The 26,401-nt window shown below is 51.4% G+C and carries 27 protein-coding genes; 14 read left to right on the top strand and 13 right to left on the bottom strand.

Annotated elements, in window-relative coordinates:
• The first annotated feature begins 34 nt into the window (after positions 1–34).
• From N0B36_RS04870 to N0B36_RS04835, 8 genes are all read left to right on the top strand, one after another.
• Complete coding sequence (locus tag N0B36_RS04870; RefSeq protein ID WP_049281708.1) at positions 35–559, top strand: hypothetical protein; 525 nt, start codon at positions 35–37, stop codon at positions 557–559.
• 360 nt (positions 560–919) lie between these two features.
• A complete protein-coding gene (locus N0B36_RS04865; RefSeq protein ID WP_001568763.1) occupies positions 920–1,126 on the top strand; it encodes a hypothetical protein in 207 nt (68 codons plus the stop codon).
• A gap of 11 nt (positions 1,127–1,137) precedes the next feature.
• On the top strand, positions 1,138–1,299 hold the full coding sequence (locus N0B36_RS04860) for a YdaE family protein (RefSeq protein WP_181012488.1): 162 nt from the start codon (positions 1,138–1,140) through the stop codon (positions 1,297–1,299).
• A gap of 141 nt (positions 1,300–1,440) precedes the next feature.
• A complete protein-coding gene (locus N0B36_RS04855; RefSeq protein WP_259686143.1) occupies positions 1,441–4,368 on the top strand; it encodes a RecE family exodeoxyribonuclease in 2,928 nt (975 codons plus the stop codon).
• A 12-nt stretch (positions 4,369–4,380) separates the two neighbouring features.
• Complete coding sequence (locus tag N0B36_RS04850) at positions 4,381–5,472, top strand: RecT family recombinase (RefSeq protein WP_103766156.1); 1,092 nt, start codon at positions 4,381–4,383, stop codon at positions 5,470–5,472.
• A gap of 39 nt (positions 5,473–5,511) precedes the next feature.
• Positions 5,512–5,754 (top strand): DUF4060 family protein, encoded by a 243-nt coding sequence (locus N0B36_RS04845; protein ID WP_047415379.1) that lies wholly within the window; start codon positions 5,512–5,514, stop codon positions 5,752–5,754.
• A gap of 64 nt (positions 5,755–5,818) precedes the next feature.
• Positions 5,819–6,091 carry an excisionase gene (locus N0B36_RS04840; protein WP_072034353.1) on the top strand — a complete coding sequence of 91 codons (273 nt, stop codon included), beginning with the start codon at positions 5,819–5,821 and terminating at the stop codon, positions 6,089–6,091.
• Entirely contained in the window at positions 6,060–7,145 is a 1,086-nt protein-coding gene (locus N0B36_RS04835; protein ID WP_259686142.1) for a tyrosine-type recombinase/integrase, read from the top strand. Before N0B36_RS04840 ends, N0B36_RS04835 begins: the two co-directional genes overlap by 32 nt.
• 336 nt (positions 7,146–7,481) lie before the next feature.
• Here N0B36_RS04835 and N0B36_RS04830 read toward each other — a convergent pair whose 3' ends face one another.
• From N0B36_RS04830 to yobA, 3 genes are read right to left on the bottom strand one after another with little or no spacing between them, the layout of a single operon-like run.
• Positions 7,482–7,820, bottom strand: coding sequence for a YebY family protein (locus tag N0B36_RS04830; protein ID WP_003833793.1), 339 nt, complete (start codon positions 7,818–7,820; stop codon positions 7,482–7,484).
• 20 nt (positions 7,821–7,840) lie between these two features.
• On the bottom strand, positions 7,841–8,713 hold the full coding sequence (copD, locus tag N0B36_RS04825) for a copper homeostasis membrane protein CopD (RefSeq protein WP_191220116.1): 873 nt from the start codon (positions 8,711–8,713) through the stop codon (positions 7,841–7,843).
• Between the two features lie 3 nt (positions 8,714–8,716).
• Positions 8,717–9,091 (bottom strand): CopC domain-containing protein YobA, encoded by a 375-nt coding sequence (yobA, locus tag N0B36_RS04820; RefSeq protein WP_047415373.1) that lies wholly within the window; start codon positions 9,089–9,091, stop codon positions 8,717–8,719.
• A 143-nt stretch (positions 9,092–9,234) separates the two neighbouring features.
• Here yobA and N0B36_RS04815 point away from each other — a divergent pair, with 143 nt between their 5' ends.
• The 3 genes from N0B36_RS04815 to exoX all read left to right on the top strand — a co-directional run bounded on the left by N0B36_RS04815 (position 9,235) and on the right by exoX (position 10,914).
• Positions 9,235–9,465 carry a DNA polymerase III subunit theta gene (locus tag N0B36_RS04815; protein WP_003034925.1) on the top strand — a complete coding sequence of 77 codons (231 nt, stop codon included), beginning with the start codon at positions 9,235–9,237 and terminating at the stop codon, positions 9,463–9,465.
• 106 nt (positions 9,466–9,571) lie between these two features.
• Positions 9,572–10,228, top strand: a complete 657-nt coding sequence (locus tag N0B36_RS04810; protein ID WP_047415371.1) for a carbon-nitrogen hydrolase family protein — start codon at positions 9,572–9,574, stop codon at positions 10,226–10,228.
• A gap of 23 nt (positions 10,229–10,251) precedes the next feature.
• A complete protein-coding gene (gene exoX / locus N0B36_RS04805; RefSeq protein ID WP_016152773.1) occupies positions 10,252–10,914 on the top strand; it encodes an exodeoxyribonuclease X in 663 nt (220 codons plus the stop codon).
• On the opposite strand, the gene ptrB is transcribed toward exoX, so the two are convergent.
• From ptrB to yebG, 4 genes are all read right to left on the bottom strand, one after another.
• Complete coding sequence (gene ptrB / locus N0B36_RS04800; protein ID WP_259686141.1) at positions 10,896–12,971, bottom strand: oligopeptidase B; 2,076 nt, start codon at positions 12,969–12,971, stop codon at positions 10,896–10,898. The genes exoX and ptrB overlap by 19 nt on opposite strands.
• A gap of 86 nt (positions 12,972–13,057) precedes the next feature.
• Positions 13,058–13,717 (bottom strand): tellurite resistance TerB family protein, encoded by a 660-nt coding sequence (locus tag N0B36_RS04795; protein WP_016156220.1) that lies wholly within the window; start codon positions 13,715–13,717, stop codon positions 13,058–13,060.
• A gap of 101 nt (positions 13,718–13,818) precedes the next feature.
• Positions 13,819–14,172, bottom strand: a complete 354-nt coding sequence (gene yebF, locus N0B36_RS04790; RefSeq protein WP_103766151.1) for a protein YebF — start codon at positions 14,170–14,172, stop codon at positions 13,819–13,821.
• A gap of 121 nt (positions 14,173–14,293) precedes the next feature.
• Positions 14,294–14,584: a DNA damage-inducible protein YebG gene (yebG, locus tag N0B36_RS04785; RefSeq protein ID WP_003833810.1), complete on the bottom strand. Its 291-nt coding sequence runs from the start codon at positions 14,582–14,584 to the stop codon at positions 14,294–14,296.
• 132 nt (positions 14,585–14,716) lie between these two features.
• Between yebG and purT the strand changes: the two genes are divergently transcribed.
• Entirely contained in the window at positions 14,717–15,895 is a 1,179-nt protein-coding gene (gene purT, locus N0B36_RS04780; protein WP_047501996.1) for a formate-dependent phosphoribosylglycinamide formyltransferase, read from the top strand.
• Between the two features lie 66 nt (positions 15,896–15,961).
• On the opposite strand, the gene kdgA is transcribed toward purT, so the two are convergent.
• From kdgA to zwf, 3 genes are all read right to left on the bottom strand, one after another.
• Positions 15,962–16,603, bottom strand: a complete 642-nt coding sequence (gene kdgA, locus N0B36_RS04775) for a bifunctional 4-hydroxy-2-oxoglutarate aldolase/2-dehydro-3-deoxy-phosphogluconate aldolase (protein ID WP_016152768.1) — start codon at positions 16,601–16,603, stop codon at positions 15,962–15,964.
• 34 nt (positions 16,604–16,637) lie between these two features.
• Positions 16,638–18,449 (bottom strand): phosphogluconate dehydratase, encoded by a 1,812-nt coding sequence (gene edd, locus N0B36_RS04770; protein WP_049271196.1) that lies wholly within the window; start codon positions 18,447–18,449, stop codon positions 16,638–16,640.
• Between the two features lie 232 nt (positions 18,450–18,681).
• Positions 18,682–20,157, bottom strand: coding sequence for a glucose-6-phosphate dehydrogenase (zwf, locus tag N0B36_RS04765; protein ID WP_003034896.1), 1,476 nt, complete (start codon positions 20,155–20,157; stop codon positions 18,682–18,684).
• 368 nt (positions 20,158–20,525) lie between these two features.
• Between zwf and N0B36_RS04760 the strand changes: the two genes are divergently transcribed.
• Complete coding sequence (locus N0B36_RS04760) at positions 20,526–21,395, top strand: MurR/RpiR family transcriptional regulator (protein WP_019076523.1); 870 nt, start codon at positions 20,526–20,528, stop codon at positions 21,393–21,395.
• A gap of 118 nt (positions 21,396–21,513) precedes the next feature.
• A complete protein-coding gene (pyk, locus tag N0B36_RS04755) occupies positions 21,514–22,956 on the top strand; it encodes a pyruvate kinase (protein ID WP_046276423.1) in 1,443 nt (480 codons plus the stop codon).
• A 45-nt stretch (positions 22,957–23,001) separates the two neighbouring features.
• Here the strand turns inward: pyk and lpxM are convergent, their stop codons facing one another.
• The 3 genes from lpxM to znuA form a co-directional block, all read right to left on the bottom strand.
• Positions 23,002–23,973, bottom strand: coding sequence for a lauroyl-Kdo(2)-lipid IV(A) myristoyltransferase (gene lpxM / locus N0B36_RS04750; protein WP_047501988.1), 972 nt, complete (start codon positions 23,971–23,973; stop codon positions 23,002–23,004).
• A gap of 119 nt (positions 23,974–24,092) precedes the next feature.
• On the bottom strand, positions 24,093–25,412 hold the full coding sequence (mepM, locus tag N0B36_RS04745; protein WP_016152763.1) for a murein DD-endopeptidase MepM: 1,320 nt from the start codon (positions 25,410–25,412) through the stop codon (positions 24,093–24,095).
• 15 nt (positions 25,413–25,427) lie between these two features.
• Positions 25,428–26,372, bottom strand: coding sequence for a zinc ABC transporter substrate-binding protein ZnuA (znuA, locus tag N0B36_RS04740; RefSeq protein ID WP_019076521.1), 945 nt, complete (start codon positions 26,370–26,372; stop codon positions 25,428–25,430).
• Positions 26,373–26,401: the final 29 nt, after the last annotated feature.

Raw genomic sequence — 26,401 nt, 5'->3', positions numbered from 1 at the left:
ATTTCCTACAATAATCAAGGTGGATAGCTCTATCATGAAATGGATAAAAGTTGTAATTGCTGGTTCTTTACTCGTATCTACCACAACTTTTTCAGCTGAGTGGTTAGCCTCTTACAACAACGATGAGATGCGCGGAACTGCAACAAAATTTCTGCAAACAGAATCTGACAACGCTGTAGATTTTGATTTCCCTTACAATGGCGGTTCGAAGATGACTTTAGTTCTTCGATCACCAAAAACAGAATTGAAGGGTGACCAAAAAGCTGAAGATCTAAAGCCTAATGAAGCAATGTTATTGATAAGCAAAGGGCAGTTCAGTTGTAACTCTTACGACGGTTGCGAAGTTTCAGTTAAGTTCGACAATGAAAAAATTCAGAAATATAAAATGAGTCCTGCCGAGAACGGTCGTTCAGATGTCATTTTCTTTGATAATTCCAACAGTTTTATTAAAAGCATCTCCAATCACAAGAAACTCATTATTGAGGCGGATTTCTACCAGGCAGGGCCAAAGCAATTCAAATTCAACCTAGAAGGTTACTCGACACCTAAACAAGGATAACAACAACCCGCTCCGGCGGGTTTTTTATTACCCGCAAACCTACCTTCCTCAATTCCGATTGTTTCACACCCAACTCCTATCGCTTTTTTCGTATTTCGTTAAAAAAATATCGCTTTAACATTCAATTAATTATCACTTTAGTGATGTCTAATATCGTTTTGGCGATTGATCCAAGCAATCGCTTTAGCTATTATTACTCCATCGAAACGAAACATCGACAACTGAGCGAAGTTAGCCAGCTACGAAGTGGGGATTCGGTGAGACGAACGCCGTCCACGGACTGTTCGTCCAACTTTAAGCAATGCGCATAAGGTTTAACGCTCAGCTGGCCGGCTATAAGGCAAACAAGAGGAAATCATCATGGTTCATCAGCACTACGGTACACAGACAGTAAACCGCGGCGCAGTTCAGCCGGGGATGCTCGTCAAACACAAAGACTCAACCTGGACAGCATCAGCTAACGCTCGCGGACGTTTGTATCTGCATCGCGGCGTGGAGATGACTTACACCAAGGATTTGCTGGTTGAAGTTTATCTGAACGGTCTGGGGCATGGACTCAGCCACTAGCGGAGGTCGTCATGGTAGACAAGAAATGCGGTTACTGCGGCAAGCCGGTTAAACCGGAAGAAGTAATCAAAAGCACACTTCTCTATCGCAACGGCTCACAGCTGGCGCGCAAAGAGAAAGAGTATTGTTCCAAACGTTGCGCTTCGCACGATCAGATGGCCCACGAGTCCTAACGTAAAAACCCGCGCAAGGCGGGCCTGTACGTCCGGTGCTTCCGACCAAAGTTACACCGGAATTTATACAAAACCAAAAACACACCCAATGGGCGCTATCAATGGTCCGGGGATTCTAACACCCAAAAAAGAGGATCTCACATGGAATTCTTTTATGTGGTTAAAGCCACTCAGAAATCCGGAAAGCAAGATGCAGTGGTCTGGTTCACTGCAAAAACTGAGGCTCGCGCCAACCTGATGCTGGATGTTGCTCTGGAAGACGCTGGCATCGAAACGGGCCGTGGTAAGGACTACACCAAACCAATTCGCACTGATTTCCCGGTTGTTGACGGTCTGCCAAAAGAAGGTGAAGTTGATTTCACCTGGTGTGATCGTTACGAACTGGCCGAAGACCAGCGCACCTGGAATGTGAAATTGAAAGCTGATGATGCGGCACAGGAAGAAAACCACCAGACAGATAACAATGTCGTTGATGGTGAAGTCGGTACTGAAGAGCAATCTCAGCAGACAGAGCAACCGAACCTAATCGTCGTTGCCACCCTGCCATTCCGCCAGCGCGTACTGGCTCAGTTCATCGGTGATGGTGAATATCTCTATCACGTAGATGCCGTGCAGAAAAACGAGATTGTCCGCCTTGAGATGGACACCGATGACGCGTACGTCCAGAACCTGCTGCTGGCTGCTGAAAACGTAGAACCATTTAAGAAAGCACAGGAAATCGATATACACAGAGTGGTGAATGACCTCAAAAAGGCATTTCCTAATAATGGTAAAACGCCGGAACTGGGGCTGGTCATCCGCTTTTTTAGAAAATGGTTCGACACCCCTCATATTGATCGTGGCCTGCTTGTAAAAGAATGGTCAACCGGAAACCGCATCAGCAAAGTAGTGTCACCGGAAACAAAAGAGAAAAAAGAAGAGTTGCCTCCAGTTCCGGCAGAACGCTACAAACGCGCCGTTGCTCAAACAGTTTATAACCTGAATGTTGAATCCTGTATTGCCCGTATGTATCCCGACGCGGAACCTGGTTCAGTCACGATCGAACAGTTAAAAGCGGCGAAAAATCTCATCGATTCTCGGGATGATGTGCAGGCAAAAGTCATCAAAGTCATTTCTCATATTAACGACATCCTTGAATACGATGCCCTCTCCATTTTCGGCGTCACTCGCGCTATTGACTGGACTGACTGCCTGAATATCGGTCCTGTAATACTTCGAGATCAGGCGCGTAAGTGGCTGGCAGAGAACGGCATCTATTCCAACGGTAAGAAGTCGAACGGCTATAGCGAATGGGAGGAAGATCCACGCGCGGCTCGCCACTCCGAAACCCAATCTAAGGAAGAAATTGGTAAGCAACTTGCTGCTCAGCGTGGAGAGTTCGTCGAAGGTATCAGCGACCCTGACGATCCGAAATGGGTAAAAACTGAGACAAGCCAGCACTCTACAGAAACAGAACTGGTTAAAAATGTCGGCAACGGAATATTCGACGTTACGGCTTTGCTTCAGAACTCAGCAACTCATGGCACGAAAAAGGCTACGGAGACCACCAGCGATGTGCAGGTTCAAGAAACTGTCAGTGATGAAAAACAGGCTGGTGATGAAGTGCAGTCAGGCGAAAGCAGTCTGGAAACTGGTGAAGAGTCACATACCAGCCAGCAGGCCGATGTAAACCAGAATACGGATTCTGTCGCCCAAAATAGCGATTCTGTAAACCAGACTGAACCAGTTTTGGCGCAAACCGAGCCAGAAGCGCAATCTGACGAACCAGCTGTTGTTTACCCTGCTTACTTCGAGCCAGGCCGCTATGAAGGTCTGCCGAACGAGGTTTATCACGCGGCCAACGGTATCAGCTCTACCCAGGTGAAAGACGCACGTGTTTCGCTGATGTACTTCAATGCGCGCCACGTAGATAAAACCATTATCAAAGAACGCTCTTCTGTACTGGATATGGGTAACCTGGTGCATGCACTGGCGTTGCAGCCAGAGCAGCTCGATGAAGAATTTAGCGTTGAACCCATAATTCCGGAAGGCGCATTTACCACCACGGCAACGATCCGCGCGTTTATTGATGAGTACAACGCCAGCCTGCCAGCGCAACTGAGTGCAGACGACATCAAAGCTTTGTTAGAGGAATACAACGCCACTTTGCCTGCACAGGTGCCGCTGGGTGGTTCAGCCGAGGAAACCGGCCAGAGCTATATGTCGCTGCCCGAAGAGTACCAGCGTATCGAAGCGGATCAGAAACAGACCGCTGCGGCGATGAAAGCCTGCATCAAGGAATACAACGCCACTCTGCCTGCACAGGTGAAAACCAGCGGTAGCCGCGATGCATTACTCGAGCAGTTGGCAATCATCAATCCTGACCTTGTTGCACAGGAAGTGCAGAAGCAGGCGCCGCTTAAAGTGTCCGGTACCAAAGCAGATCTGATTCAGGCCGTAAAGTCTGTTAACCCGAACGCCGTCTTCGCCGACGAGCTGTTGGATGCGTGGCGCGAGAATCCGCATGGGAAAGTGCTGGTCACCCGCCAGCAACTGAGCACTGCACTGAGCATTCAGAAAGCCCTGCTCGAGCACCCGACCGCGGGCAAATTGCTGACACATCCGAGCCGCGCCGTTGAGGTGAGCTACTTTGGATTTGACGACGAAACCGGACTCGAAGTTCGTGTGCGCCCGGATCTGGAAATCGACCTGGACGGCGTGCGCATCGGTGCCGACCTGAAAACCATCAGCATGTGGAACGTTAAGCAGGAAGGTCTTCGCGCCAAACTGCACCGCGAAATCATCGACCGTGACTACCACCTGAGCGCGGCAATGTATTGCGAGACAGCTGCGCTGGACCAGTTCTTCTGGATTTTCGTCAACAAAGACGAGAACTACCACTGGATCGCCATCATCGAGGCATCAGCCGAACTGCTGGAACTGGGCATGCTCGAGTACCGCAAGGCGATGCGCGCTATCGCTACCGGCTTCGACACTGGCGAATGGCCAGCGCCGATCACCGCTGATTACACCGACGAACTGAATGACTTCGACCTGCGCCGCCTTGAAGCGCTGCGTACTCAGGCATAAGGGGAAAAGAACATGTCTACTGCAATTACTACCAACGAAAACAAGACGCAAATGATCGATAACATCTCAATTTTGACTAATGGGGAACTTTTCGACCGCCTACGCACCTTGTCGACAGTGATGGCAAATAGTGGCGCTTTTGTACCTGACCACTTCCGCGGAAAACCAGATGCCTGCATGGCTGTGGTCATGCAGGCCGCACGATGGGGTATGGACCCGTTTGCCGTAGCTCAGAAGACCCACATCGTCGGTAATAGCGGAGTATTGGGTTACGAAGCTCAACTGGTTAATGCGGTTGTTACCAACATGTCGCCTACAAAAGATCGCCTTCATTACGATTGGTTTGGCCCATGGGAAAACATCATTGGTCGATTTGTAGAGAGAACCAGTTCTAAAGGCAATAAGTACATCGCGCCTGGTTGGGATTTAAAAGATGAGGCCGGTGTAGGAATTCGGGTGTGGGCAACTATGAAAGGCGAGGATGAACCACGCGAACTGGTACTCATGCTCTCTCAGGCTCAGGTTCGTAACTCGACACTATGGGCAAGTGATCCGCGTCAGCAGCTTGCTTATCTCGCGGTAAAGCGCTGGGCTCGCTTGTACTGCCCTGATGTGATTCTCGGTGTTTACAGCGCCGATGAAGTCGAAGAACGAGAAGAAAAAGTTATTAACCCTGGCTCAGCCCAACGAACGAGCGTTGCTGAAATCGCATGTGACACCGTCACAACCACGCAAAGCGCACAGGAATCATCGGTAAATATCGACTCACTGGCTGATGATTTCCGCGAACGCATCGATGCCGCTCAGGATGTTGATAGCGCAAAAGCACTGCGCGCTGATATCGAAAGCGCGAAGGCCACGCTCGGATCTGCCCTGTTCACCGAGCTGAAGAATAAGGCAGTGAAACGCTATTACTTGGTTGATTCACGTAACAAGGTTGAAGCCGCGATCAACTCCCTACCGTCTCCGGACGAACCGGATGCAGCTGAACGGTTTGGGGAAGTTGAGCGAGTTCTTGCAACGGCGAAACGTCATCTGGGCGACGAGCTGCACGATCAGTTCAGCATCATCCTGGCGGATATGAAACCGGAATACGTGGCCTAAGGGAGGCGGGAGGCTTCGCCCTCCCACTGAGGAGATGTAATGCGACTGATTAACCGAGCCAATCAGCAATCCCCGTTAGCGCGTCAGGCATGCGACATAGCACTGGCCACTCATGCAGAACGTTACGGCGACTATGGCCGCAGCAAGATGAAAGAGACGTACACGGTGAGAGTTGAAGGCGTAAAGGTCTGGGTTGAGGTAGTTAACCGTAAGGCGAGCTACGTGGCCACGGCAATGACAGGTATGCGCCGGTTGCGCGCTCTGCCAGGTCAGGTGAGTTGATAACGATATTTCATTAACAGTTTTCCGGCAGCTCTATAATAAGTTGCCGGAAGCCGGAGGTAGTATGGCCAAGCTTCTTAATCTGCTGGAATGGGCGAATTCAACTTATTCAACCCCTCCGTCTCTTTCAACACTTCGCCGCTGGGCGCGGGAGGGGCGCATTTTCCCTGCCCCGGAGCTTCACGGCAAAGAATATAAGGTTCAGCCTGACGCCATCTATGTGGATCCGAGCAAAAAGAACCTTCGTCACAAAGCAAAACACCTAGCGCTGCCAACTGGCGGCACTCTACTGGAGAGACTGACTCATGGCGAAAAGGCCAGTTCGTTACGACGCTAACCTGCCCCGTAACCTGACCTATCGTAAAAGAGACAGGCTTTATAGCTGGCGAAACCCGATTACCGGTCAAGAGTTATCTCTTGGCCGGATCGACAGAAAGGACGCCATTTCTCAAGCCATCGAAGCCAATAACTACATCGAACAGAATTACCTTCCATCAGCGCTGCTGGACCGCATAAAGGAAACACCCACATTTACGGTGAAAGCGTGGCTCGAGCGCTACGAAGTAATTCTTGAGCGAAGAGAATTGAAGCCCAACACGATGAAGGTCAGGCGCAATCAGATCGCCACTATCAGTGATGAATTCGGACGTATGCCGTTATCGGCGGTCAGCACGAAGGACGTATCTACTTTTCTGGAAAGTTACATACTCTGCGATAAGAAAAGCATGGCATCCGGGCTGCGTTCGGTGTTGTTGGATATTTTCAGGGAAGCGATTGTCGAGGGGCATATTGAAAGAAATCCGGCAGAGCCGACAAGAACGCCGACGCCCAAAGTGAAGCGTGAGCGTCTTTTGCTTGAACAGTTTGAGATAATAAGGGATGCCGCAACCGCCCATTCCGAATGGGCTGCAAATGCATGTGACCTGGCACTGGTCACCGGGCAAAGAAGAGAGGACGTATCGTTGTTCAGATTCAGCGATATCAGGGATGGAAGGTTGTTTGTCACGCAGGAAAAGACAGGTCACAAATTGGCGTTGCCACTTGATTTGCGACTGGACTCTGCTGATTTGGTACTGCAGGATGTTATCGACCGTTGTCGTAAAAACAACCCGTCAGACTTCATGATTTATTCTTCGGTAAGGCGTGGCGGTAGGAAGCCTGGTCCGTTAACTCCGGACGGAATCACTCAAGCGTTTTCCGATATCAGGGATTCTACAGAGTTAAAGTTTGGCCCCAACCCTCCTCCGTTCCATGAAATCAGGAGTTTGGCGAGTAGACTCTATGAAAGGGAGCGCGGAGAGGATTTCGCACAGAGGCTGCTGGGGCATAAAAATTTAACAATGACCAAAAAATACCTAGACGCACGTGGTGCAGAATATGTTATGGTTTAGACAGGATATGGAAATTTCGAGTAATTTTCGTGGGATTTCGTGAAAGCACCGGAAAAACCTAACGAAAACAAGAATATAAAAAGAGACCGAATACGATTCCTGTATTCGGTCCAGGGAAATGGCTCTTGGGAGAGAGCCGTGCGCTAAAAGTTGGCATTAATGCAGGCTAAGTTACCCTGCCATTTAAGAATAGATGACAGCGCCAGGTTTTCCAGTCCGCGACTAAAGTGGCCTGAAAAAAAGGACGATTGTCACACATCCAAACGTAAAAACCGCAAGTTCTCCTGAGAGAGACTTGCGGTTTTTTATTGGAAATCAGAACGCTACATCTGACAATTAGCAGAGCTTTTCTGCACGCTCCACAAACGGTGCGAGGCTCATTTTTTCGCCCGGTTTCGCCGGGTCGTCAATCTGGATAATCTCGATCGGCTTCGCCGTAGTTTTCCCACTCTCTACCTGCTGTCTGGCAACATCATTCAATGGGTATTGCACCAGCGTACTGGGATTGATGACATACAGCGCGTTACCAGGACGGCAGGTCAGCATCACCTCTTCCCGATTAAACGCCCACTTATCTTTGCCAACCTCAAAACGGCTGACGGTGATGACCTGTGGCGCAGCCAGCGCGGCCCCTGAACTTGCCAGTAGTAATAACGAGATAATGATTTTTTTCATGCGTTTCGCCAATCCATCAATCAGAAAGGTTCGAGGGTTGCAAACAGGCTGACAATCGCCAGCACAACGGCCCCAATTCCCCATTCCAGCTTAGTCATCCAAACAAAATAGAGTGTCATACTGCGGTTATCCTGCCGCATGCGTGGTACCAGAACATACCTATTCACCAGCGCAATCGCCACCATTAGCATCACCAGAGCACCTTTTAACAAAAGCAGTTGCCCGTAAGCCATGTGCCAGGGAACAGAAAAACCGACAATAAACAGCGCATTCATGATACCGGTAAGTAAAACTCCGATAACGAAAAGATGCCCGTAGCGGGAGAAACGCATCATAGTATTGATGGCCTGTTCCCGCCAGCGGCCTTGCGCCATTTGCATACAGTAAAGTACGGGCAGCAAACCGCCGAACCAGGCGGCAGCGCATACCAAATGCAAGGCGTGGTTAACCTGCTGGATTGCACCAGCGATACCGCTATGCAGCGTCGCGTGTCCGACGCCAGCCAGCAAAATAAACTGCGCAATCGTCAGCATTAACAGCAGTCGCGGCATGCTGCGCGGTACTATAATTACCACCACCAGCGTGACCAGCGCGAGGATAATCTGCCATAACCAGACGCCGCCAAACTGCGTTTGCAACACGGCGCCCCATACGTCACCAGAGATAACATCCCGCCAGCCTGAGCCCATTAAACCACCCTGGATCGCCAGCATCAGCGTCGCGCTAATAAAGCTCCACGCTGCGGCATGTCGTTGTAGACGCAAAAAACGACGCATCATTAAACGACGAACCGAAACGGGAGCCAGCCATGCGCCGTAGAGCGCACAGCCAAACACCAGCATCAACGTGGTAAAATGGATAAACCGTAGTGCAACCCAGGTAAATTCCAGCATCGGTTATTTCACGCTAAAGGTATATTGCCCCTTTGTCTTATGGCCATCCACGGAGACGACGTGCCAGTCGACAGTATATTTTCCGGCCTCAAGCGTTTGAGCAAGCGGAATAATCAGTTGTGTTTTGTCCTGTTCACTGCGTGATGCCTTGCCCGTTTTGATCTGTTCTTTGTTTGGGCCTGTTAGCGTTGCGCCGCTGAATCCCGGCTCGACACCTTCAGAGAAATTCAGCGTCAACGCCTGAGGAGATACCGCAACATCGGCATTAGCCGCCGGGCTTTGTTTCGTCAGGTGAGCATGAGCCAGGGCGGCGGGAGTTGCCAGAAGGCTGGCGAGTACGATGAGAGCGTTGCGAAGCATAGATGCAGATGAAGCCATTTCAACTATTCCTTTTTGTTATGTCTAATCTATAGAGAATAACCTTCTACAATGATCGAGTCGAGAATCATCATTTCGGTCTTGCCATTAATGCACACTCTTAGTAACTTTGCGCGCCGAAAGACAGAGAAAAGGAGAAGCCCATGAACATCAATCTGGCCAAACTTGAGCAAGCTGAAATGGATAAGGTCAATGTTGACCTGGCCGCGGCGGGTGTCGCATTTAAGGAGCGATACAACATGCCGGTTGTTGCCGAAGTCGTTGAGCGTGAACAGCCCGAACATTTACGCGACTGGTTTCGGGAAAGACTGATCGCGCACCGCCTGGCATCCGTTTCCCTTTCACGTTTACCCTACGAGCCTAAAGTTAAATAAAACTTATATTACGTTACGATTCCTTACATGATGCCTGCTACAGTATAAGTATATTCTTAATCTATACTTTAAAGATGGTTGTAGACACTATGAAAAGGAAATCATTATGTCGCACTGGAAAATCGCAGCAGCACAGTACGAACCTCTTCAAACCTCAGTTACCGAACATGTCGCGCATCACCTGCAATTCATTCAGGCAGCCGCTCAATGCCAATGTGAATTGCTGGTTTTCCCCTCCCTTTCCCTGTTGGGTTGTGTTGATGAGAATGACGCGCTCCCTGCCCCACCCGATGAAGCGTTGTTAGAACCTCTCGCGCATGCAGCCGTGACTTATCGCATGACGATTATTGCGGGGCTATCGGTAGAACATAACAATCGGTTCGTAAAAGGTATCGCGCTTTTCTCTCCCTGGATGACCTCCCCCTTAATGTTTCATCAGAGCCACGGGGCCTGTATCGCCAGACAGCAAAATGCCATCAGTGTTGTGGATAGCCAGCCGGAAGGTATCGATATCGACCCGGCGTACTCGCTATTCACCAGCAGTCAGTCTGTCAGTGAGCCCGAATTGCTCTCCTCCACATCTCGTCTACAGAGTTTCTCGCATAAATTTGCCATTGCGGTATTAATGGCCAATGCGCGTGGCAGCAGCGCGTTATGGGATGAGCAAGGTCGATTGATTGTTCGCGCAGACAGCGGTTCCTTACTCTTAACCGGTCAACGCACGCCACGGGGTTGGCAAGGTGATATCATTCCTTTACGCTAATCGTTTTGGGTCAGGAGCATGGCATGTTGCGCATAATAGATACGGAAACCTGTGGTCTGCAGGGAGGCATTGTTGAGATTGCTTCTGTCGATGTGGTTGACGGAAAAATAGTCAACCCCATGAGCCACCTGGTGCGTCCTGACCGCCCCATCAGCCCTCAGGCGATGGCAATTCATCGCATTACGGAAGCGATGGTGGCCGATAAGCCGTGGATTGAAGATGTCATCCCCCAATATTACGGCAGCGAATGGTACGTGGCGCACAATGCAAGTTTTGATCGCCGCGTATTACCCGACATGCCCGGGGAGTGGATTTGCACCATGAAACTCTCCCGTCGTTTGTGGCCAGGAATCAAATACAGCAACATGGCGCTGTATAAATCGCGCAAACTGAGCGTGCAGACTCCAGCTGGCCTGCATCATCACCGTGCCCTGTACGACTGCTACATCACCGCGGCACTGCTGATCGACATCATACAAACGTCAGGCTGGTCAGCAGAACAGATGGTCGATATTACCGGCCGTCCTGCGTTACTCACTACTTTCACTTTTGGTAAGTATCGCGGAAAACCTGTATCAGAAGTGGCTGAACGTGATCCGGGCTATCTGCGCTGGTTATTTAATAACCTCGACAGTATGAGCCCGGAGCTGCGCTTAACGCTGAAGCACTATCTGGATAACGCCTGAGCAGACGCCTGCCCAGGCAGTGTCCCCTGCGCCAGTCCGATCAAAAACGCGTATTCCAGGGCCACGCCTTCGTATGATTTAAAACGCCCGGATTTTCCGCCATGCCCGGAATCCATATCCGTGCAGAGTAACAGCAGACGATCGTCCGTTTTCAGCTCACGCAGTTTTGCCACCCATTTTGCCGGTTCCCAGTATTGCACCTGGGAGTCGTGTAATCCCGTCGTAACCAGCAGATGAGGATAAGCCTGCGCTGTAACATTGTCATACGGGCTGTAGCTTTTCATGTAGGTGTAATACTCTTCGTCCTGCGGATTCCCCCACTCTTCAAACTCACCGGTCGTCAGGGGAATGGACTCATCCAGCATCGTGGTCACCACATCGACAAAAGGCACTTGCGCAATGACGCCATGGAAGAGTTCCGGGCGCTCATTAATGGCAACACCCATTAACATTCCTCCGGCGCTCCCCCCCATGCCATAACACAGCGAAGGCGCGCCATAACCCATTTTTAGCAGCGCGTCGCAGACGTCGAGGTAGTCATTGAAGGTATTTTTCTTGAGCAGAAACTTACCGTCTTCGTACCACTGCTGTCCTAACTCGCCGCCGCCACGCACATGAGCAATGGCATAAACAAAGCCGCGATCCAGTAAGCTCAAGCGGCTGCTGCTGAAATCGGCGTCCATGCTGGCGCCATACGAGCCATAGCCGTAGACCAGTAACGGGTTTTTCCCTTTCAGGAAATACTTTTGATGGTAAACCAGCGAAACCGGAACCTCGGTGCCATCACGCGCGGTGATCCAGACGTGTTCGCTACGGTAGTTCGCCGCATCAAACCCTGGGACCTCCGTCTGTTTGAGTACGCGACGTTCTCCGGTGTCCATATCCAGTTCAAACAGCGTGTCCGGTGTGGTCATGGAGGAATAGCCATAACACAGACGCGATGTCTCAGGTTCTGGATTATAGGCAAGCCATGTCACATACGCCGGATCATCAAAAGCGATGCCGACCACTTCGCGCGTTTTACGATTAATCTGTCGCAGGCTGGTTAAGCCCCGCTGACGCTCTTCCACCACCAGCCAGTCTGTGAACAGCGTAAAGCCCTCCAACATGACGCTGTCGCGCGGCGGGATCAGCGTCTCCCAGGCTTGTTCATCACGCACACGGGTACGGTACAGGCCGAAGTTTTTACCCTGACGGTTGGAACGCAGATAAAACGTATGCTGATAGTGATCGAGGCTGTACTCGTGATCTTTGCGTCGCGCTAAAAAGACTAACGGCTCGGCATCCGCCAGTTCTGCGTCAAGCAGCAAAACCTCACTGGTGGTCGCGCTGGCGATATGAATAACCACATAATGTAACGAGGTCGTTTTATGTAGACTGACATAAAACATGTCATCGGCTTCTTCATACACCAGCTCATCCAGTGATGACGGCGAGCCGACGGTATGCCGCCACACTTGATACGGGAGCAGCGTCGTTGCGTGTTTGCGCACGTAATAGAAGGTTTGCGAGTCATTCGCCCAGACCAGATCCGCTTCAACGTTTTCCAGCACTTCCGGATACCAGTTGCCGCTTTGCAGATTGCGAAAACGCACGCCATATTGTCGACGAGAGAGATAATCTTCGGCCAACGCCATGATGGAGTTATCCGGAGATATCGCCAGTCCCCCCAGCGTATAAAACTCACTGTGGGCCGCGCGCTGGTTACCATCCAGCAAGGTGTCCCATTCATCCCACTCTTCACTGAAGGCAGACTGACGCTGATAAATGGCATATTCGCACCCCGGTTCATAAATATGCCGGTAGCGATAACCATTCTTCACATAGGGGGCGGAAGCATCCTGAGGCGGGATACGGTCGATAATCTCTTTCAGGACGCGATCCTGCAATGCCTGCTGCGAGGCCATGATCTGGCGGCCATACGCATTTTCTTGTTGCAGATAATCCAGCACTTCTGGCTGCGAGCGGGTGTCATCTCGCAGCCAGTAATAATTATCAACGCGGGTATCGCCATGATTTGTCATGGCGTGGGGAATACGAGAAGCTTTTGGTAGCATGTCATTGTTCTTTTGCTTAAACATCCTATAAGGGTGGCAAAAGACAGCAATGATGCAAGCGAAACATGCGCCTTAACGGTAAGTAATTAACCCGGTAAAGCCTGTTTTTGTTCCTTGAGATCCTGTTCAATGCCTTCACGAACATCCTGCGGGATCTTCAACGCATCGCCCAGCGCGTTCAGATAGCTACGCTCCATAAAGTGGTCGATATCAATCGCCGCACAGCTCAGGAAGTAAATTTCCAGCGCCTCTTCTTCGTTGCGGATCCCTTGTGCCAGGCGCTGAGGATCTAACGGTTGTTCAATGGCGCGTTCGATCAGAACGCGGCCCTGCTCTTCCACGCCTGCTTCACGGAGCTGCTGCTCAATGGCGGTACGTTCTTTGGCATCAATATGACCATCGCTTTTCGCCGCAAAAACCAGCGCCAGGATCAGTCGTTCGGTTCGCTCATCCAGCGGCGAGCTTTGTGCACCGAACTGCGGTTCACCCTGATGCGCCGCGCGAACCTTATCCTTGTATTTGTTCCATAACACGGTACCGGCAACCGCACCGCCGCCCACCAGAAGCGCGCTGGTGCCGTATTTACTCAGTAATTTACGTGAAGATTTGTTGGCAACCAGTAATCCTGCCAGACCGCCTAACGCGCCGGGAACCAGAAGTTTACTCAGCCCTTGCTCACCAGAAGATGACGCGGAAGATCCTTTTTGCCCAAGAAGAGATTGAAGTTGATTCAGCCAGTTAGCCATGTTGCCCCTCAAGTACAGACGAATAATCATCAAAGCGTACCCGAGGGGATGTCAGGAAGTGTTCAGGTCATCAAAAGAAGTGCAAATACCTTCTACCTTCGTTACTGCGACTGATACTCCGCCGTTCCGGCTTTGCAGTCGACTTTTACCTGGTAGTGAATATCCGCGCTTTTACCGCGAACCGTGAGGGGAACTGACCATTTCCCATCTTTGCCCGTAATATCGGGCGTGTTGACCCAGGCGACAGGATCGGCTTGCCCGACACGTTTTTGATCGTCAGCCCAGCGCGCGATGCGATTTTGCTGATAATCACGTTTCACGCTCGCCGCGATACCGTCAGCATTCAGTCCTTCGCACTTGGGGAACTGAACTTTCTTGCTTTCCATATTTGCCGCAAATACAGCTACGCTGGCAGACAACAACAGCAGGCTCAACAACGCTCTTTTTTTATACATTCTTTTCTCCTTAACCTCCCCTTCGTCCTTCAGGTTGCCTGTTGCAACGTGAAAAGACGTCAGGGAATGCACAATGATTCAGGGAAAAGCATGGTACAAAACGTCAGGAGCGCAAGTCGTTTCAGGCAGCCTGAGTATCATCCTCAGCGTGCGCATCGTTTTCGACCGCCTGCGGAGAGGGCAGCTTGCCGTTTTTCAGAATGGCGCTCAGCACATCTTTCTGCTCAGCCAGCCACAGGGAAAGCGCTTCGCGCTGCTCGTCTTCGAGCGCTACCGGCGATTGCTCCAGCCATGTGTCGAGCAAATCTGCTGTATCAAGCATTTTGTCATACGCATCGGCTTCCTTTTTGCTGGTAAACGACATTTTTTCCTCACCTTCCCGAATGACTACGTATTTAACTTCAACCGCCATTTTTGCAGCCTCTTAAATTACCTGTATTTATGTACAGTATATTCTTTTTGCGCCTTGAAATCAACCTGGTAATAAAGACAGACGCAAACGTTTTCGTATATACTGCGCCCAGATAAAACAGGGGATTAATTTATGACGTTATTAGGCACAGCGCTGCGTCCCGCAGCAACGCGAGTGATGTTATTAGGTTCAGGTGAACTGGGTAAAGAGGTGGCGATTGAATGCCAACGCCTGGGTGTGGAAGTCATTGCCGTGGATCGTTACCCCGACGCGCCAGCCATGCACGTTGCCCATCGCTCATACGTAATCAACATGCTGGATGGCGATGCTTTACGCCAGCTCGTCGAGCGTGAAAAACCACATTATATCGTGCCGGAAATAGAGGCGATTGCCACGGATATGCTGGTAAAACTGGAACAGGACGGTCAAAACATCGTGCCGTGCGCCCGGGCGACGCAGTTGACCATGAACCGCGAAGGAATCCGTCGTCTCGCCGCCGAAGAATTATCTCTACCGACCTCTTCTTACCGCTTTGCTGACAGCGAAGCCCGCTTTCGCGAGGCCGTCGCCGAAATCGGCTATCCCTGCATCGTGAAGCCGGTAATGAGTTCCTCCGGTAAGGGACAGAGCTTTATCCGTTCCGCCGATCGACTCACTGAAGCCTGGAATTATGCTCAACAAGGCGGCCGAGCAGGTGCCGGACGCGTTATCGTCGAAGGCGTAGTGAATTTTGATTTTGAAATCACCCTGCTTACCGTCAGCGCCGTTGATGGCGTACATTTCTGCGCACCGGTAGGACATCGTCAGGAAGATGGCGATTATCGCGAATCCTGGCAGCCGCAGCAGATGAGTGAACTGGCGCTGGCTCGAGCGCAGGAGATTGCCCGTAAGGTGGTGCTGGCGCTGGGCGGCCACGGTCTGTTTGGGGTAGAGCTATTTGTCTGCGGTGATGAGGTGATTTTCAGCGAAGTTTCCCCTCGCCCTCACGACACGGGTATGGTGACCTTGATTTCGCAGGATCTGTCTGAGTTTGCCCTGCATGTACGCGCATTTCTCGGTCTGCCGGTTGGCGCAATCCGTCAGTATGGGCCTTCTGCTTCCGCCGTTATTCTGCCGCAGCTTACCAGCCAGAATGTCACGTTTGATAACGTACAGGCCGCTGTGGGCACAGGTATGCAAGTCAGATTCTTCGGCAAGCCAGACATCGACGGGAGCCGTCGTATGGGCGTTGTGCTGGCAACAGCGCAGAGTATTGAAGACGCGGTGACACGCGCGAAAGACGCGGCGGCACAGGTGAAAGTCGCAGGATAAAAAACGGGCCAGATGGCCCGTTTCAGACTCGCAGGCCCGGTAATGATTACCGGGCATTTTGCGTTATTACAGCTTCGCGCCTTCGACTGCTTCACGAGCCAGCTTAGTAATGCGTGCGTAATCACCAGCTTCCAGCGCATCTGCCGGAACCAGCCAGGAACCACCGATGCACAGCACGCTTTTCAGTGCCAGGTAATCACGGTAGTTCGCTGGAGAGATACCACCGGTTGGGCAGAAACGGACCTGAGAGAACGGACCCGCAATTGCCTGCAGCGCTTTAGTACCGCCGTTTGCTTCTGCCGGGAAGAATTTGAACTCTTTCAAACCGTAGTCCATACCCAGCATCAGTTCAGAAACGGTGCTGATGCCTGGGATCAGCGGAATAGTGCCTTCAGTTGCAGCTTTCAACAGCGGCTCGGTCAGGCCCGGGCTGATAGCAAACTGCGCACCCGCTTCAGTGACTTCAGCCAGCTGTTGTGGATTCAGTACGGTACCCGCACCAACGATAGCGTCGGGAACTTCTTTTGCGATCGCGCGAATGGCATCCATCGCACATGCGGTACGTAAGGTCACTTCCAGAACGCGCACGCCCCCTGCAACCAGCGCTTTTGCCATTGGCACCGCGTGTTCCAGTTTATTAACCACGATAACCGGTACAACCGGGCCAGTGGTCAGGATTGCTTCTGCACTTGTCTTCCAGTTTTTCATCAGAGTTTTCTCTCGCCTGATTACAAAATAAGTCTTAAAAAGTGATACAGGTTGCGCCCTGCTCCGCACCGGACAGCTTTTCACGCAACGCGCTGAACATTTCACGTCCCGTACCCACGCGCGATGCGCTGAGATCGGGAATGTGTGGCTGACGGGAGGCAAGTTCCTCTTCATCCACCAGCAGCGTCAATTCACCTGTCTGTCCATTCACACGAATGATGTCGCCATCGCGTACTTTTGCCAGCAGCCCGCCATCATAGGCTTCCGGGGTTACATGGATTGCTGAAGGCACTTTACCTGAAGCACCTGAAAGTCGTCCATCGGTAACTAACGCAATTTTGAAACAACGGTCCAATAATACACCAAGTGGCGGCATGAGTTTATGTAATTCTGGCATTCCGTTCGCTTTTGGTCCCTGATGGCGCACAACCACCACGCAATCCCGGTCAAGCAGACCCGCATCGAACGCGGGTAACACATCATGCTGACTTTCAAAGACAACTGCCGGCGCTTCAATAATCTGGTTTTCTACCGGTACCGCCGACGTTTTCATCACCGCACGCCCGAGGTTACCGCTCAGCACTTTGGTGCCGCCGTGGTGGGAGAATGGTTGGTCAAAGGTGGCGATCACGTTGCTGTCCAGAGACTTCGCCGCCCCTTCGCGCCAGTCCAGTTCACCCTCGTTAAGCCACGGTTCCATGGTGTAGCGGGATAAACCGAATCCGGCAACGGTGTTTACATCTTCATGTAGCAGACCCGCATTAAGCAGTTCACGCATTAACACCGGTACGCCACCCGCCGCCTGGAAGTGGTTAATATCTGCCGGACCATTCGGGTACAGACGCGCCATCAGCGGCACGATATCGGACAGATCGGAGAAATCATCCCAGTTAATCAGAATCCCGGCCGCACGCGCCATAGCCACCAGGTGCATCGTATGGTTGGTAGAGCCCCCGGTCGCCAGCAGCGCCACAATACCGTTCACTACCACTTTTTCATCGATCATTTTACCGATCGGCATCCATTCATTACCGTTGCCGGTCAGGCGTGTTACCTGACGGGCTGCAGCCGCGGTCAGCGCTTCACGCAGTGGCGCATCAGGATGTACAAATGAGGAGCCAGGCAGTTGCATACCCATAAACTCCACCACCATCTGGTTAGTGTTCGCCGTGCCGTAGAACGTACAGGTACCCGGAGCGTGATAAGACGCCGCTTCGGATTCAAGAAGCGCCATGCGATCGACTTTACCTTCAGCATACAGCTGACGGATACGCACTTTTTCTTTGTTCGCCAGACCGCTCGCCATCGGACCGGAAGGAATAAAGATTGACGGCAGATGACCAAATGACAGCGCAGCCATTACCAGGCCCGGGACAATTTTGTCGCACACGCCGAGGAACAACGCGCCGTCGAACATGTTGTGGGAAAGGCCCACTGCAGCAGACATCGCAATCACTTCACGACTCAGCAGCGAAAGCTCCATCCCATCCTGTCCCTGGGTCACACCGTCGCACATTGCAGGTACACCGCCAGCAACCTGGCCTACTGCATTGGCTTCATGCAGTGCTTTACGAATGATGGCCGGATAGTGTTCATACGGCTGATGCGCGGAAAGCATGTCGTTATAGGAGGTAATGATCGCGATATTGTTACGCAGCATGCTTTTCAGCGAGGCCTTATCGTCCGGCTGACACGCAGCAAAACCATGCGCCAGGTTACCGCATGCCAGTTGCGAGCGATGAACGGTAGTTGATTTCGCTTGTTCAATACGGGCGAGGTAGGCGGAACGTGTGTCACGAGAACGTTCGACGATACGTTGTGTTACGCGTAACAAATTCGGATTCATAGAGGCTCCTAAAATTTATCTGTCAGAGCGTTGGATCAACAATGTGTTTCAGTTGGGTAAAAATAGCTGAATCGCTTGTTGGCCGTAGCTCAGGGGCGAAATCGTTTCAGGCAGTGTAATAAAAAAAGCCCCGCGGGTGAATCCACGCGGAGCTTAAAAGTGCAAAAATTATTCTACAATCTGTGTTAGATCATGTTACCGGTAAAATAACACCTATGGGCTAGATGATATTTTACTCGAATTCGTTCCAGGAACGACCATCTCGGGTAATCATCGCCACAGAAGCAACCGGGCCCCAGGTCCCTGCCTGATACGGCTTCGGCGCGTCGTTGTCCATCGCCCAGGCTTCGGTAATTGAGTCGACCCACTTCCATGCTTCTTCAACTTCATCACGACGCACAAACAGCGCCTGAATTCCGCGCATTGTTTCGAGCAGCAGGCGCTCATAGGCGTCGGCAAGGTGCGTCTGGTTGAAGGTTTCGGAATAGCTCAGATCAAGCTTGGTAATTTGCAGATTATGCTTGTGATCCAGACCCGGCACTTTGTTCAGTACCTGGATATCGACACCTTCATCAGGCTGCAAACGGATGGTCAACTTGTTCTGCGGCAGATCCTGCCAGGATTCTCTGAACAGATTCAGCTCAGGCGTTTTGAAGTAAACCACCACTTCAGAGCACTTCGTCGGTAAACGTTTACCGGTACGCAGGTAGAACGGAACTCCCGCCCAGCGCCAGTTATCGATATCCACACGGATCGCCACAAACGTTTCCGTGTTGCTGCTCTTGTTCGCGCCTTCTTCTTCCAGATACCCCGGCACTTTTTTGCCCTGGGCAAAACCCGCGGTGTACTGACCGCGAACCGTTTTTTCACGTACGTTCGAACGATCGATACGACGCAGCGATTTCAGTACCTTCACTTTTTCATCACGAATGCTGTCGGCGCTCAGATCGGACGGCGGAGACATCGCAATCATGCACAGGATCTGCAGCAGGTGGTTCTGAATCATGTCGCGCATTTGACCTGCCTGGTCAAAATAGCCCCAACGGCCTTCAATACCCACTTCTTCCGCCACGGTAATTTCTACGTGATCGATAGTGCGGTTATCCCAGTTGTTCACAAACAGGGAGTTGGCAAAACGCAGTGCCAGCAGGTTCAGGACCGTCTCTTTGCCAAGATAGTGGTCGATACGATAAACCTGACACTCTTCGAAATACTCGCCGACCTGATCGTTGATTTCACGGGATGTTGCCAGCGACGTACCCAGCGGTTTTTCCATCACAACACGGGCTGGTTTAGCATTCAGCTTTGCTTCACCCAGGCCTTTGCAGATCGCGCCAAAGGTGCTCGGCGGCATCGCGAAATAGTTAATGGTGGTACGTGATTTTTGATCCAGCATTTCGCCCAGACGGCTAAACGCGGCGGTGTCATTGACGTCCAGATTACAAAACTCCAGACGACCGCTGAGAGTCTCCCACAAACCTTCGTCGATTTTTTCTTTCATGAAGGTTTCGAGCGCTTCACGCACAACCTTGGTATAGGCTGCTTTGTCCCAGTCGGCACGCCCTACCCCAATGATACGGGTTTCCGGGTTAATCTGGCCGGCCTTTTCCAGTTGATACAGGGAAGGCAGCAATTTCCGCCGCGCCAGGTCGCCCTTCGCGCCGAAAATGACCAGATCACATGCCTGGGCTGTTTGCGTTACCGCCATGTCATTCTCCTCAATTAAGTGCCTGGTGCTTTTGCCAGACACTGGTTGTAATTTTATTACAGTGCACTGTACTGCTTTTACGTGAATCCGGAAACCGTAAACGCTTATCCAGCCGTGCTGTTACCGCGAACAGTCGCTTTATGGGCGTTTGCCGTCGCAAATTGGACAAAAAAGTCGTCTTTTTTCGTACCCCTGAAGACGTAAGAAAACCCGACTCCGATCATGTAATGAAAAAAAACAACAACTATTCTGTCCATTTTGCCCCGTTGCTGCATTAGCAGGGGTAATATCTATACACGAAATTATGCCCCGATTTCTCCGTATCATTGAAATCGTTTTTGCCCATGACCCATGAGTCTACCTACATCATGAATATGCTGGAAAAAATCCAGTTAAAACTGGAACAGTTGAGCAAGTCAGAGCGTAAAGTCGCCGACATTATTCTTGCCTCTCCCGAGCGGGCAATCCATTCAAGCATCGCCACACTTGCTGTGGAAGCCAATGTCAGCGAACCGACGGTGAACCGTTTCTGTCGCAGCATGGATACCCGCGGCTTCCCTGATTTTAAACTGCATCTGGCGCAAAGTCTGGCAAATGGCACCCCATATGTTAATCGCAATGTGGATGAGGATGACAGCGTAGAATCTTACACGGGGAAAATCTTCGAGTCAGCGATGGCAAGCCTCGACCACGTCCGCCAGTCTCTGGATAACGCAGCGGTAAACCGGGCAGTAGATTTATTAACTCAGGCGAAAAAAATTGCCTTCTTTGGCCTCGGTTCTTCTGCCGCAGTGGCGCATGACGCAATGAATAAATTTTTCCGGTTTAACGTACCGGTAATCTATTCCGACGATATTGTTCTGCAACGCATGAGTTGCATGAATTGTAGTGACGACGACGTCATTGTGCTTATTTCTCATACCGGAAGAACCAAAAGTCTGGTGGAACTGGCGCAGTTGGCGCGGGAAAATGACGCCATGGTTATCGCCCTCACCTCTCCCGGCACGCCACTGGCGCGTGAAGCAACGCTGGCAATTACCCTCGATGTACCGGAAGATACTGACATTTATATGCCCATGGTCTCTCGACTTGCTCAACTGACCGTGATAGATGTGCTGGCTACAGGATTTACTTTGCGCCGTGGGGCAAAATTTAGAGATAACTTGAAGCGTGTCAAGGAAGCGCTCAAGGAATCGCGTTTTGATAAAGAATTACTCATCAAGAGTGATGACCGCTAAAAGCAATAACAATGTTCTACCCTTTTATCATCCGGGTCGTTCATTTACCGTTAATATTTGAGAACGACCGGATTAATGTTCACGCAACACCAAGTTGTTTCAGTCAACGGAGTATTACATGTCCAGAAGGCTTCGCAGAACCAAAATCGTTACCACGTTAGGCCCGGCAACTGACCGCGATAATAACCTTGAAAAAATTATCGCCGCGGGTGCGAACGTCGTACGTATGAACTTTTCTCACGGCTCTCCAGAAGATCACAAACTGCGGGCGGATAAGGTCCGTGAAATTGCCGCAAAACTGGGACGTCATGTAGCTATTTTGGGTGACCTGCAGGGACCTAAAATCCGCGTATCAACCTTTAAAGAAGGTAAAGTATTTCTTAACGTTGGCGACAAGTTCCTGTTAGACGCCAACCTCGGCAAAGGCGAAGGCGACAAAGAAAAAGTCGGTATTGATTATAAAGGACTGCCTGCTGACGTCGTCCCGGGCGATATCCTGCTGCTCGACGACGGTCGCGTACAGCTTAAAGTGCTGGAAGTTCAGGGCATGAAAGTCTTCACCGAAGTTACCGTCGGTGGCCCGCTGTCCAACAATAAGGGCATTAACAAACTGGGCGGCGGTCTCTCTGCTGAAGCCCTGACCGAAAAAGACAAAGCCGACATCGTCACCGCTGCGCAAATCAGCGTTGACTATCTGGCCGTCTCCTTCCCGCGCTGCGGCGAAGATCTGAACTATGCCCGCCGTCTGGCGCGCGACGCTGGCTGCGATGCGAAAATTGTCGCCAAGGTAGAACGTGCAGAAGCCGTCTGCGACCAGAATGCGATGGATGACATCATCCTTGCCTCCGACGTGGTGATGGTGGCGCGTGGCGACCTGGGCGTTGAAATTGGCGATCCTGAGCTGGTAGGTATTCAGAAAGCGTTGATTCGCCGCGCACGTCAGCTGAACCGTGCGGTCATTACCGCCACGCAGATGATGGAGTCGATGATCACCAACCCAATGCCGACCCGTGCGGAAGTGATGGACGTGGCTAACGCCGTCCTCGACGGTACCGATGCCGTTATGCTCTCTGCAGAAACTGCAGCAGGTCAGTACCCGGCTGAAACCGTCGCGGCTATGGCACGCGTCTGTTTGGGTGCTGAGAAGATCCCGAGCATCAACGTCTCTAAACACCGCCTTGACGTGCAGTTTGATAACGTTGAAGAAGCGATTGCCATGTCAGCGATGTATGCCGCTAACCACCTGAAAGGGGTCACCGCTATCATCACAATGACGGAATCCGGTCGTACTGCGCTGATGACTTCACGTATCAGTTCTGGTCTGCCGATTTTCGCGATGTCTCGTCATGAGCGTACGCTAAATCTGACTTCCCTGTATCGCGGCGTCACCCCAGTTCACTTTGACAGCGAAACTGACGGCGTCGTTGCCGCCAATGAAGCAGTGAATCTGCTGCGCGATAAAGGCTATCTGGTTTCCGGCGACCTGGTCATTGTGACGCAAGGCGATGTCATGAGCACCATTGGCTCAACGAATACCACGCGTATTCTGACCGTCGAGTAACGCCCCGTTTGATGTAAAAAAGCCTCTCGTTTGAGAGGCTTTTTTTTATTTCTTCGGATAAAGATCTTTACGCTTATAAGGCTCAATTTCACCCGGTTTACGCGTCTTAAGCAGTTTTAAAATCCAGGTGTATTGCTCGAGATGCGGCGTCACAAAGATTTCCACTTCTTCGTTCATTCGTCTGGCAATGGTGTGGTCATCCGCCGTCAGGATGTCATCCATCGGAGGACGAACCTGAATCGTTAAGCGATGCGTTTTCCCATTGTATACCGGGAACAGCGGCACCACACGGGCATGACACACCTTCATCAGGCGGCCAATCGCCGGTAACGTGGCTTTATAGGTAGCAAAAAAATCCACAAACTCGCTGTGCTCAGGGCCATGGTCCTGATCCGGCAGGTAGTATCCCCAATATCCCTGACGTACAGACTGAATAAACGGTTTGATGCCATCATTACGCGCATGCAAACGACCACCGAAACGACGGCGTACCGTGTTCCACACATAATCGAATACCGGATTTCCCTGATTGTGGAACATCGCAGCCATTTTCTGTCCCTGGGAAGCCATCAGCATCGCTGGGATATCTACGCCCCAACCATGAGGAACCAGAAAAATCACTTTTTCATCGTTGCGACGCATCTCTTCGATGATTTCCAGCCCCTGCCAGTCAACCCGATGCTGAATTTTTTCCGGGCCGCGTATGGCGAGTTCCGACATCATAACCATCGCCTGAGGCGCAGTCGCAAACATCTCATCGACAATAGCTTCACGCTCAGCTTCGCTGCGCTCAGGAAAGCAGAGGGATAAATTGATCAGTGCTCTGCGACGCGAGCTTTTTCCCAGCCGCCCGGCCATTCTTCCGAGCTTTGCCAGAATTGGATCGCGAAATGATGCTGGCGTTAACGAAATGCCTGCTATCGCCGCCACACCAAGCCATGCACCCCAGTAGCGCGGATGGCGAAATGATTTGTGAAACTCGGGGATATATTCAATATTCTTTTTTTTCGTTTCCATGCTCTTCCAGTGTCTGGTGCGGCGAAAAGTAGATCTGCTGATAGTGTAGCGGCGCGCGATGCGCCGTACAAAATAAAAAAGCCGGCACGCATAGCGTACCGGCTCTGTCAGCGTGTTAATTAATCGAAACGCAACTGAGGAACAACCTCTTTCACCTGTGCCAGGTAATCGGTACGATCCGACCCGGTCAGACCTTCTGTGCGCGGCAGTTTCGCCGTCAGAGGATTCACTGCCTGCTGGTTGATCCAGACTTCGTAGTGCAGATGCGGACCCGTTGAACGCCCGGTATTGCCAGACAGCGCGATACGATCGCCACGTTTCACTTTTTGTCCTGGTTTGACCAACAACTTACGCAGGTGCATATAACGTGTGGTATAGGTGCGACCATGACGAACCGCAACATAGTATCCGGCTGCGCCGCTGCGCTTCGCTACAACCACTTCGCCATCACCCACCGACAGCACCGGCGTCCCCTGCGGCATCGCAAAGTCGACACCTTTGTGCGGCGCAACGCGTCCGGTCACCGGGTTCAGACGACGCGGGTTAAAGTTGGAAGAGATGCGGAACTGCTTAGCCGTCGGGAAACGCATAAAGCCTTTCGCCAGTCCGGTACCGTTGCGGTCATAGAACTTACCGTCTTCAGCACGGATTGCGTAATAATCTTTACCTTCAGAACGCAAGCGTACGCCCAACAGTTGGCTTTGCTCACGCTTACCGTCCAGCATTTCGCGAGACATCAGTACCGAGAACTCATCGCCTTTTTTCAGTTTGCGGAAATCCATCTGCCACTGCATGGCCTTAATCACTGCGCTGATTTCAGAGCTGGTCAGTCCGGCATCTTTGGCACTGGCGACAAAACTTCCGCCCACGGTGCCTTTGATTCGGCTGTTAACCCAATCGCCCTGCTGCATTTCGCTGCTCATTTTGAAACCCGTCGCGGTGCGATCGTAAGTACGGGTTTCACGTCGGGAGACTTCCCAGGTCAGGCGCTGCAAATCACCTTCCGCGCCTAACGTCCAGGAAAGTTGCTGACCAATTTTCAGGTTACGCAGTTGTTTGTCGGAAGCCGCGAGTTGGCTGATGTCACCCATATCGATGCCGTACTGATTCAGAATACTGCTCAGCGTATCGCCCGTGGAGACGACATACTCATGCACGCCGGCTTCACCAGACGTTTTGTCATCCAGCTCGTCCTGTGGGATAGCTTCGTCTTCCTGAGCGGCCTGATCGATAGGTTCGCTGGCCTCAGGCAATAGTGAGCGAATCTCGCTTTTTTCCAGCTCGATAGTTTTGACGATGGGTGCAGAATCAGGATGGTAAACATAGGGCCGCCAGACAGCGACGGCCAATGTCAGTACGGTAAGCGACCCCAGCATAACGCGATGGGGCCGCGGCAGATTATTAAATGCCAGAGCGACAGAGCGGGCTATCTGTTGCACGTAATCACTTCCTCATTAATCTCCTTTCAGGCAGCTCGCATACTGGTTGGCTAATTGGTTCAAAAACGCTGAATAGCTTGTTTTACCCAGTTTGATATTCGTTCCGAGCGGATCCAACGTTCCCATTCGAACGGATGTCCCTCTCGCGACGGCTTCAACGACCGCTGGCCTGAACTGTGGCTCAGCAAAAACGCAGGTTGCTTTTTGCTCAACCAACTGTGTTCTTATTTCATGTAAACGCTGCGCACCAGGTTGAATCTCAGGGTTCACGGTAAAGTGACCAAGCGGTGTTAGTCCGTAGTGTTTTTCGTAGTAGCCATAGGCGTCATGAAAAACGAAGTAACCTTTTCCCTTGAGCGGCGCGAGCTCGTTACCTACCTGCTTATCGGTTGCGGCTAATTGTGCCTCAAAATCCTTCAGGTTGGCGTCAAGTTTGGCTCGACTTTGCGGCATAAGTTCCACTAATTTTTCATGGATTGCAACCGCTGAGGCCCGTGCTATCTCTGGGGAAAGCCAAAGATGCATGTTGTAATCGCCGTGATGGTGATGCTCGTCACTTTTTTCACTGCCGGCATCATTATGTCCATGATCGTCATCATCGTCATCAGCACCTTTCATGAGTAACGGCTTCACGTCATTGAGCTGCGCAATCGTTACCTGTTTTGCGTTAGGAATATTCTTGACTGATTTTTCCATAAACGCTTCCATCTCAGGTCCAATCCAAACGACTAAGTCCGCGCCCTGTAAGCGTTTTACGTCTGAAGGACGCAATGAGTAATCGTGTTCGGAAGCCCCGTCAGGCAGCAGAACCTGGGTGTCAGTAACCCCGTCAGCAATGGCTGAAGCGATAAACCCCAGCGGCTTAAGAGAAGCCACGACAGCGGCATTTGCCGACTGTGTTGCACTACCCCAAAGAGCAGCGGATAATGCTGCGAAAAGAAGCGTATTTTTATGTAACATAATGCGACCAATCATCGTAATGAATGTGA

This window comes from Citrobacter sp. XY323 (genome assembly GCF_025106035.1).
Classification (GTDB): domain Bacteria; phylum Pseudomonadota; class Gammaproteobacteria; order Enterobacterales; family Enterobacteriaceae; genus Citrobacter; species Citrobacter braakii.
This window is presented reverse-complemented; position numbering and strand designations above follow the sequence as displayed.

Coding starts and splice junctions, on each gene's coding strand:
- N0B36_RS04870 (WP_049281708.1), top strand. CDS start 35: ATGAAATGGATAAAAGTTGTAATTGCTGGTTCTTTACTCGTATCTACC.
- N0B36_RS04865 (WP_001568763.1), top strand. CDS start 920: ATGGTTCATCAGCACTACGGTACACAGACAGTAAACCGCGGCGCAGTT.
- N0B36_RS04860 (WP_181012488.1), top strand. CDS start 1,138: ATGGTAGACAAGAAATGCGGTTACTGCGGCAAGCCGGTTAAACCGGAA.
- N0B36_RS04855 (WP_259686143.1), top strand. CDS start 1,441: ATGGAATTCTTTTATGTGGTTAAAGCCACTCAGAAATCCGGAAAGCAA.
- N0B36_RS04850 (WP_103766156.1), top strand. CDS start 4,381: ATGTCTACTGCAATTACTACCAACGAAAACAAGACGCAAATGATCGAT.
- N0B36_RS04845 (WP_047415379.1), top strand. CDS start 5,512: ATGCGACTGATTAACCGAGCCAATCAGCAATCCCCGTTAGCGCGTCAG.
- N0B36_RS04840 (WP_072034353.1), top strand. CDS start 5,819: ATGGCCAAGCTTCTTAATCTGCTGGAATGGGCGAATTCAACTTATTCA.
- N0B36_RS04835 (WP_259686142.1), top strand. CDS start 6,060: ATGGCGAAAAGGCCAGTTCGTTACGACGCTAACCTGCCCCGTAACCTG.
- N0B36_RS04830 (WP_003833793.1), bottom strand. CDS start 7,820: ATGAAAAAAATCATTATCTCGTTATTACTACTGGCAAGTTCAGGGGCC.
- copD (WP_191220116.1), bottom strand. CDS start 8,713: ATGCTGGAATTTACCTGGGTTGCACTACGGTTTATCCATTTTACCACG.
- yobA (WP_047415373.1), bottom strand. CDS start 9,091: ATGGCTTCATCTGCATCTATGCTTCGCAACGCTCTCATCGTACTCGCC.
- N0B36_RS04815 (WP_003034925.1), top strand. CDS start 9,235: ATGAACATCAATCTGGCCAAACTTGAGCAAGCTGAAATGGATAAGGTC.
- N0B36_RS04810 (WP_047415371.1), top strand. CDS start 9,572: ATGTCGCACTGGAAAATCGCAGCAGCACAGTACGAACCTCTTCAAACC.
- exoX (WP_016152773.1), top strand. CDS start 10,252: ATGTTGCGCATAATAGATACGGAAACCTGTGGTCTGCAGGGAGGCATT.
- ptrB (WP_259686141.1), bottom strand. CDS start 12,971: ATGCTACCAAAAGCTTCTCGTATTCCCCACGCCATGACAAATCATGGC.
- N0B36_RS04795 (WP_016156220.1), bottom strand. CDS start 13,717: ATGGCTAACTGGCTGAATCAACTTCAATCTCTTCTTGGGCAAAAAGGA.
- yebF (WP_103766151.1), bottom strand. CDS start 14,172: ATGTATAAAAAAAGAGCGTTGTTGAGCCTGCTGTTGTTGTCTGCCAGC.
- yebG (WP_003833810.1), bottom strand. CDS start 14,584: ATGGCGGTTGAAGTTAAATACGTAGTCATTCGGGAAGGTGAGGAAAAA.
- purT (WP_047501996.1), top strand. CDS start 14,717: ATGACGTTATTAGGCACAGCGCTGCGTCCCGCAGCAACGCGAGTGATG.
- kdgA (WP_016152768.1), bottom strand. CDS start 16,603: ATGAAAAACTGGAAGACAAGTGCAGAAGCAATCCTGACCACTGGCCCG.
- edd (WP_049271196.1), bottom strand. CDS start 18,449: ATGAATCCGAATTTGTTACGCGTAACACAACGTATCGTCGAACGTTCT.
- zwf (WP_003034896.1), bottom strand. CDS start 20,157: ATGGCGGTAACGCAAACAGCCCAGGCATGTGATCTGGTCATTTTCGGC.
- N0B36_RS04760 (WP_019076523.1), top strand. CDS start 20,526: ATGAATATGCTGGAAAAAATCCAGTTAAAACTGGAACAGTTGAGCAAG.
- pyk (WP_046276423.1), top strand. CDS start 21,514: ATGTCCAGAAGGCTTCGCAGAACCAAAATCGTTACCACGTTAGGCCCG.
- lpxM (WP_047501988.1), bottom strand. CDS start 23,973: ATGGAAACGAAAAAAAAGAATATTGAATATATCCCCGAGTTTCACAAA.
- znuA (WP_019076521.1), bottom strand. CDS start 26,372: ATGTTACATAAAAATACGCTTCTTTTCGCAGCATTATCCGCTGCTCTT.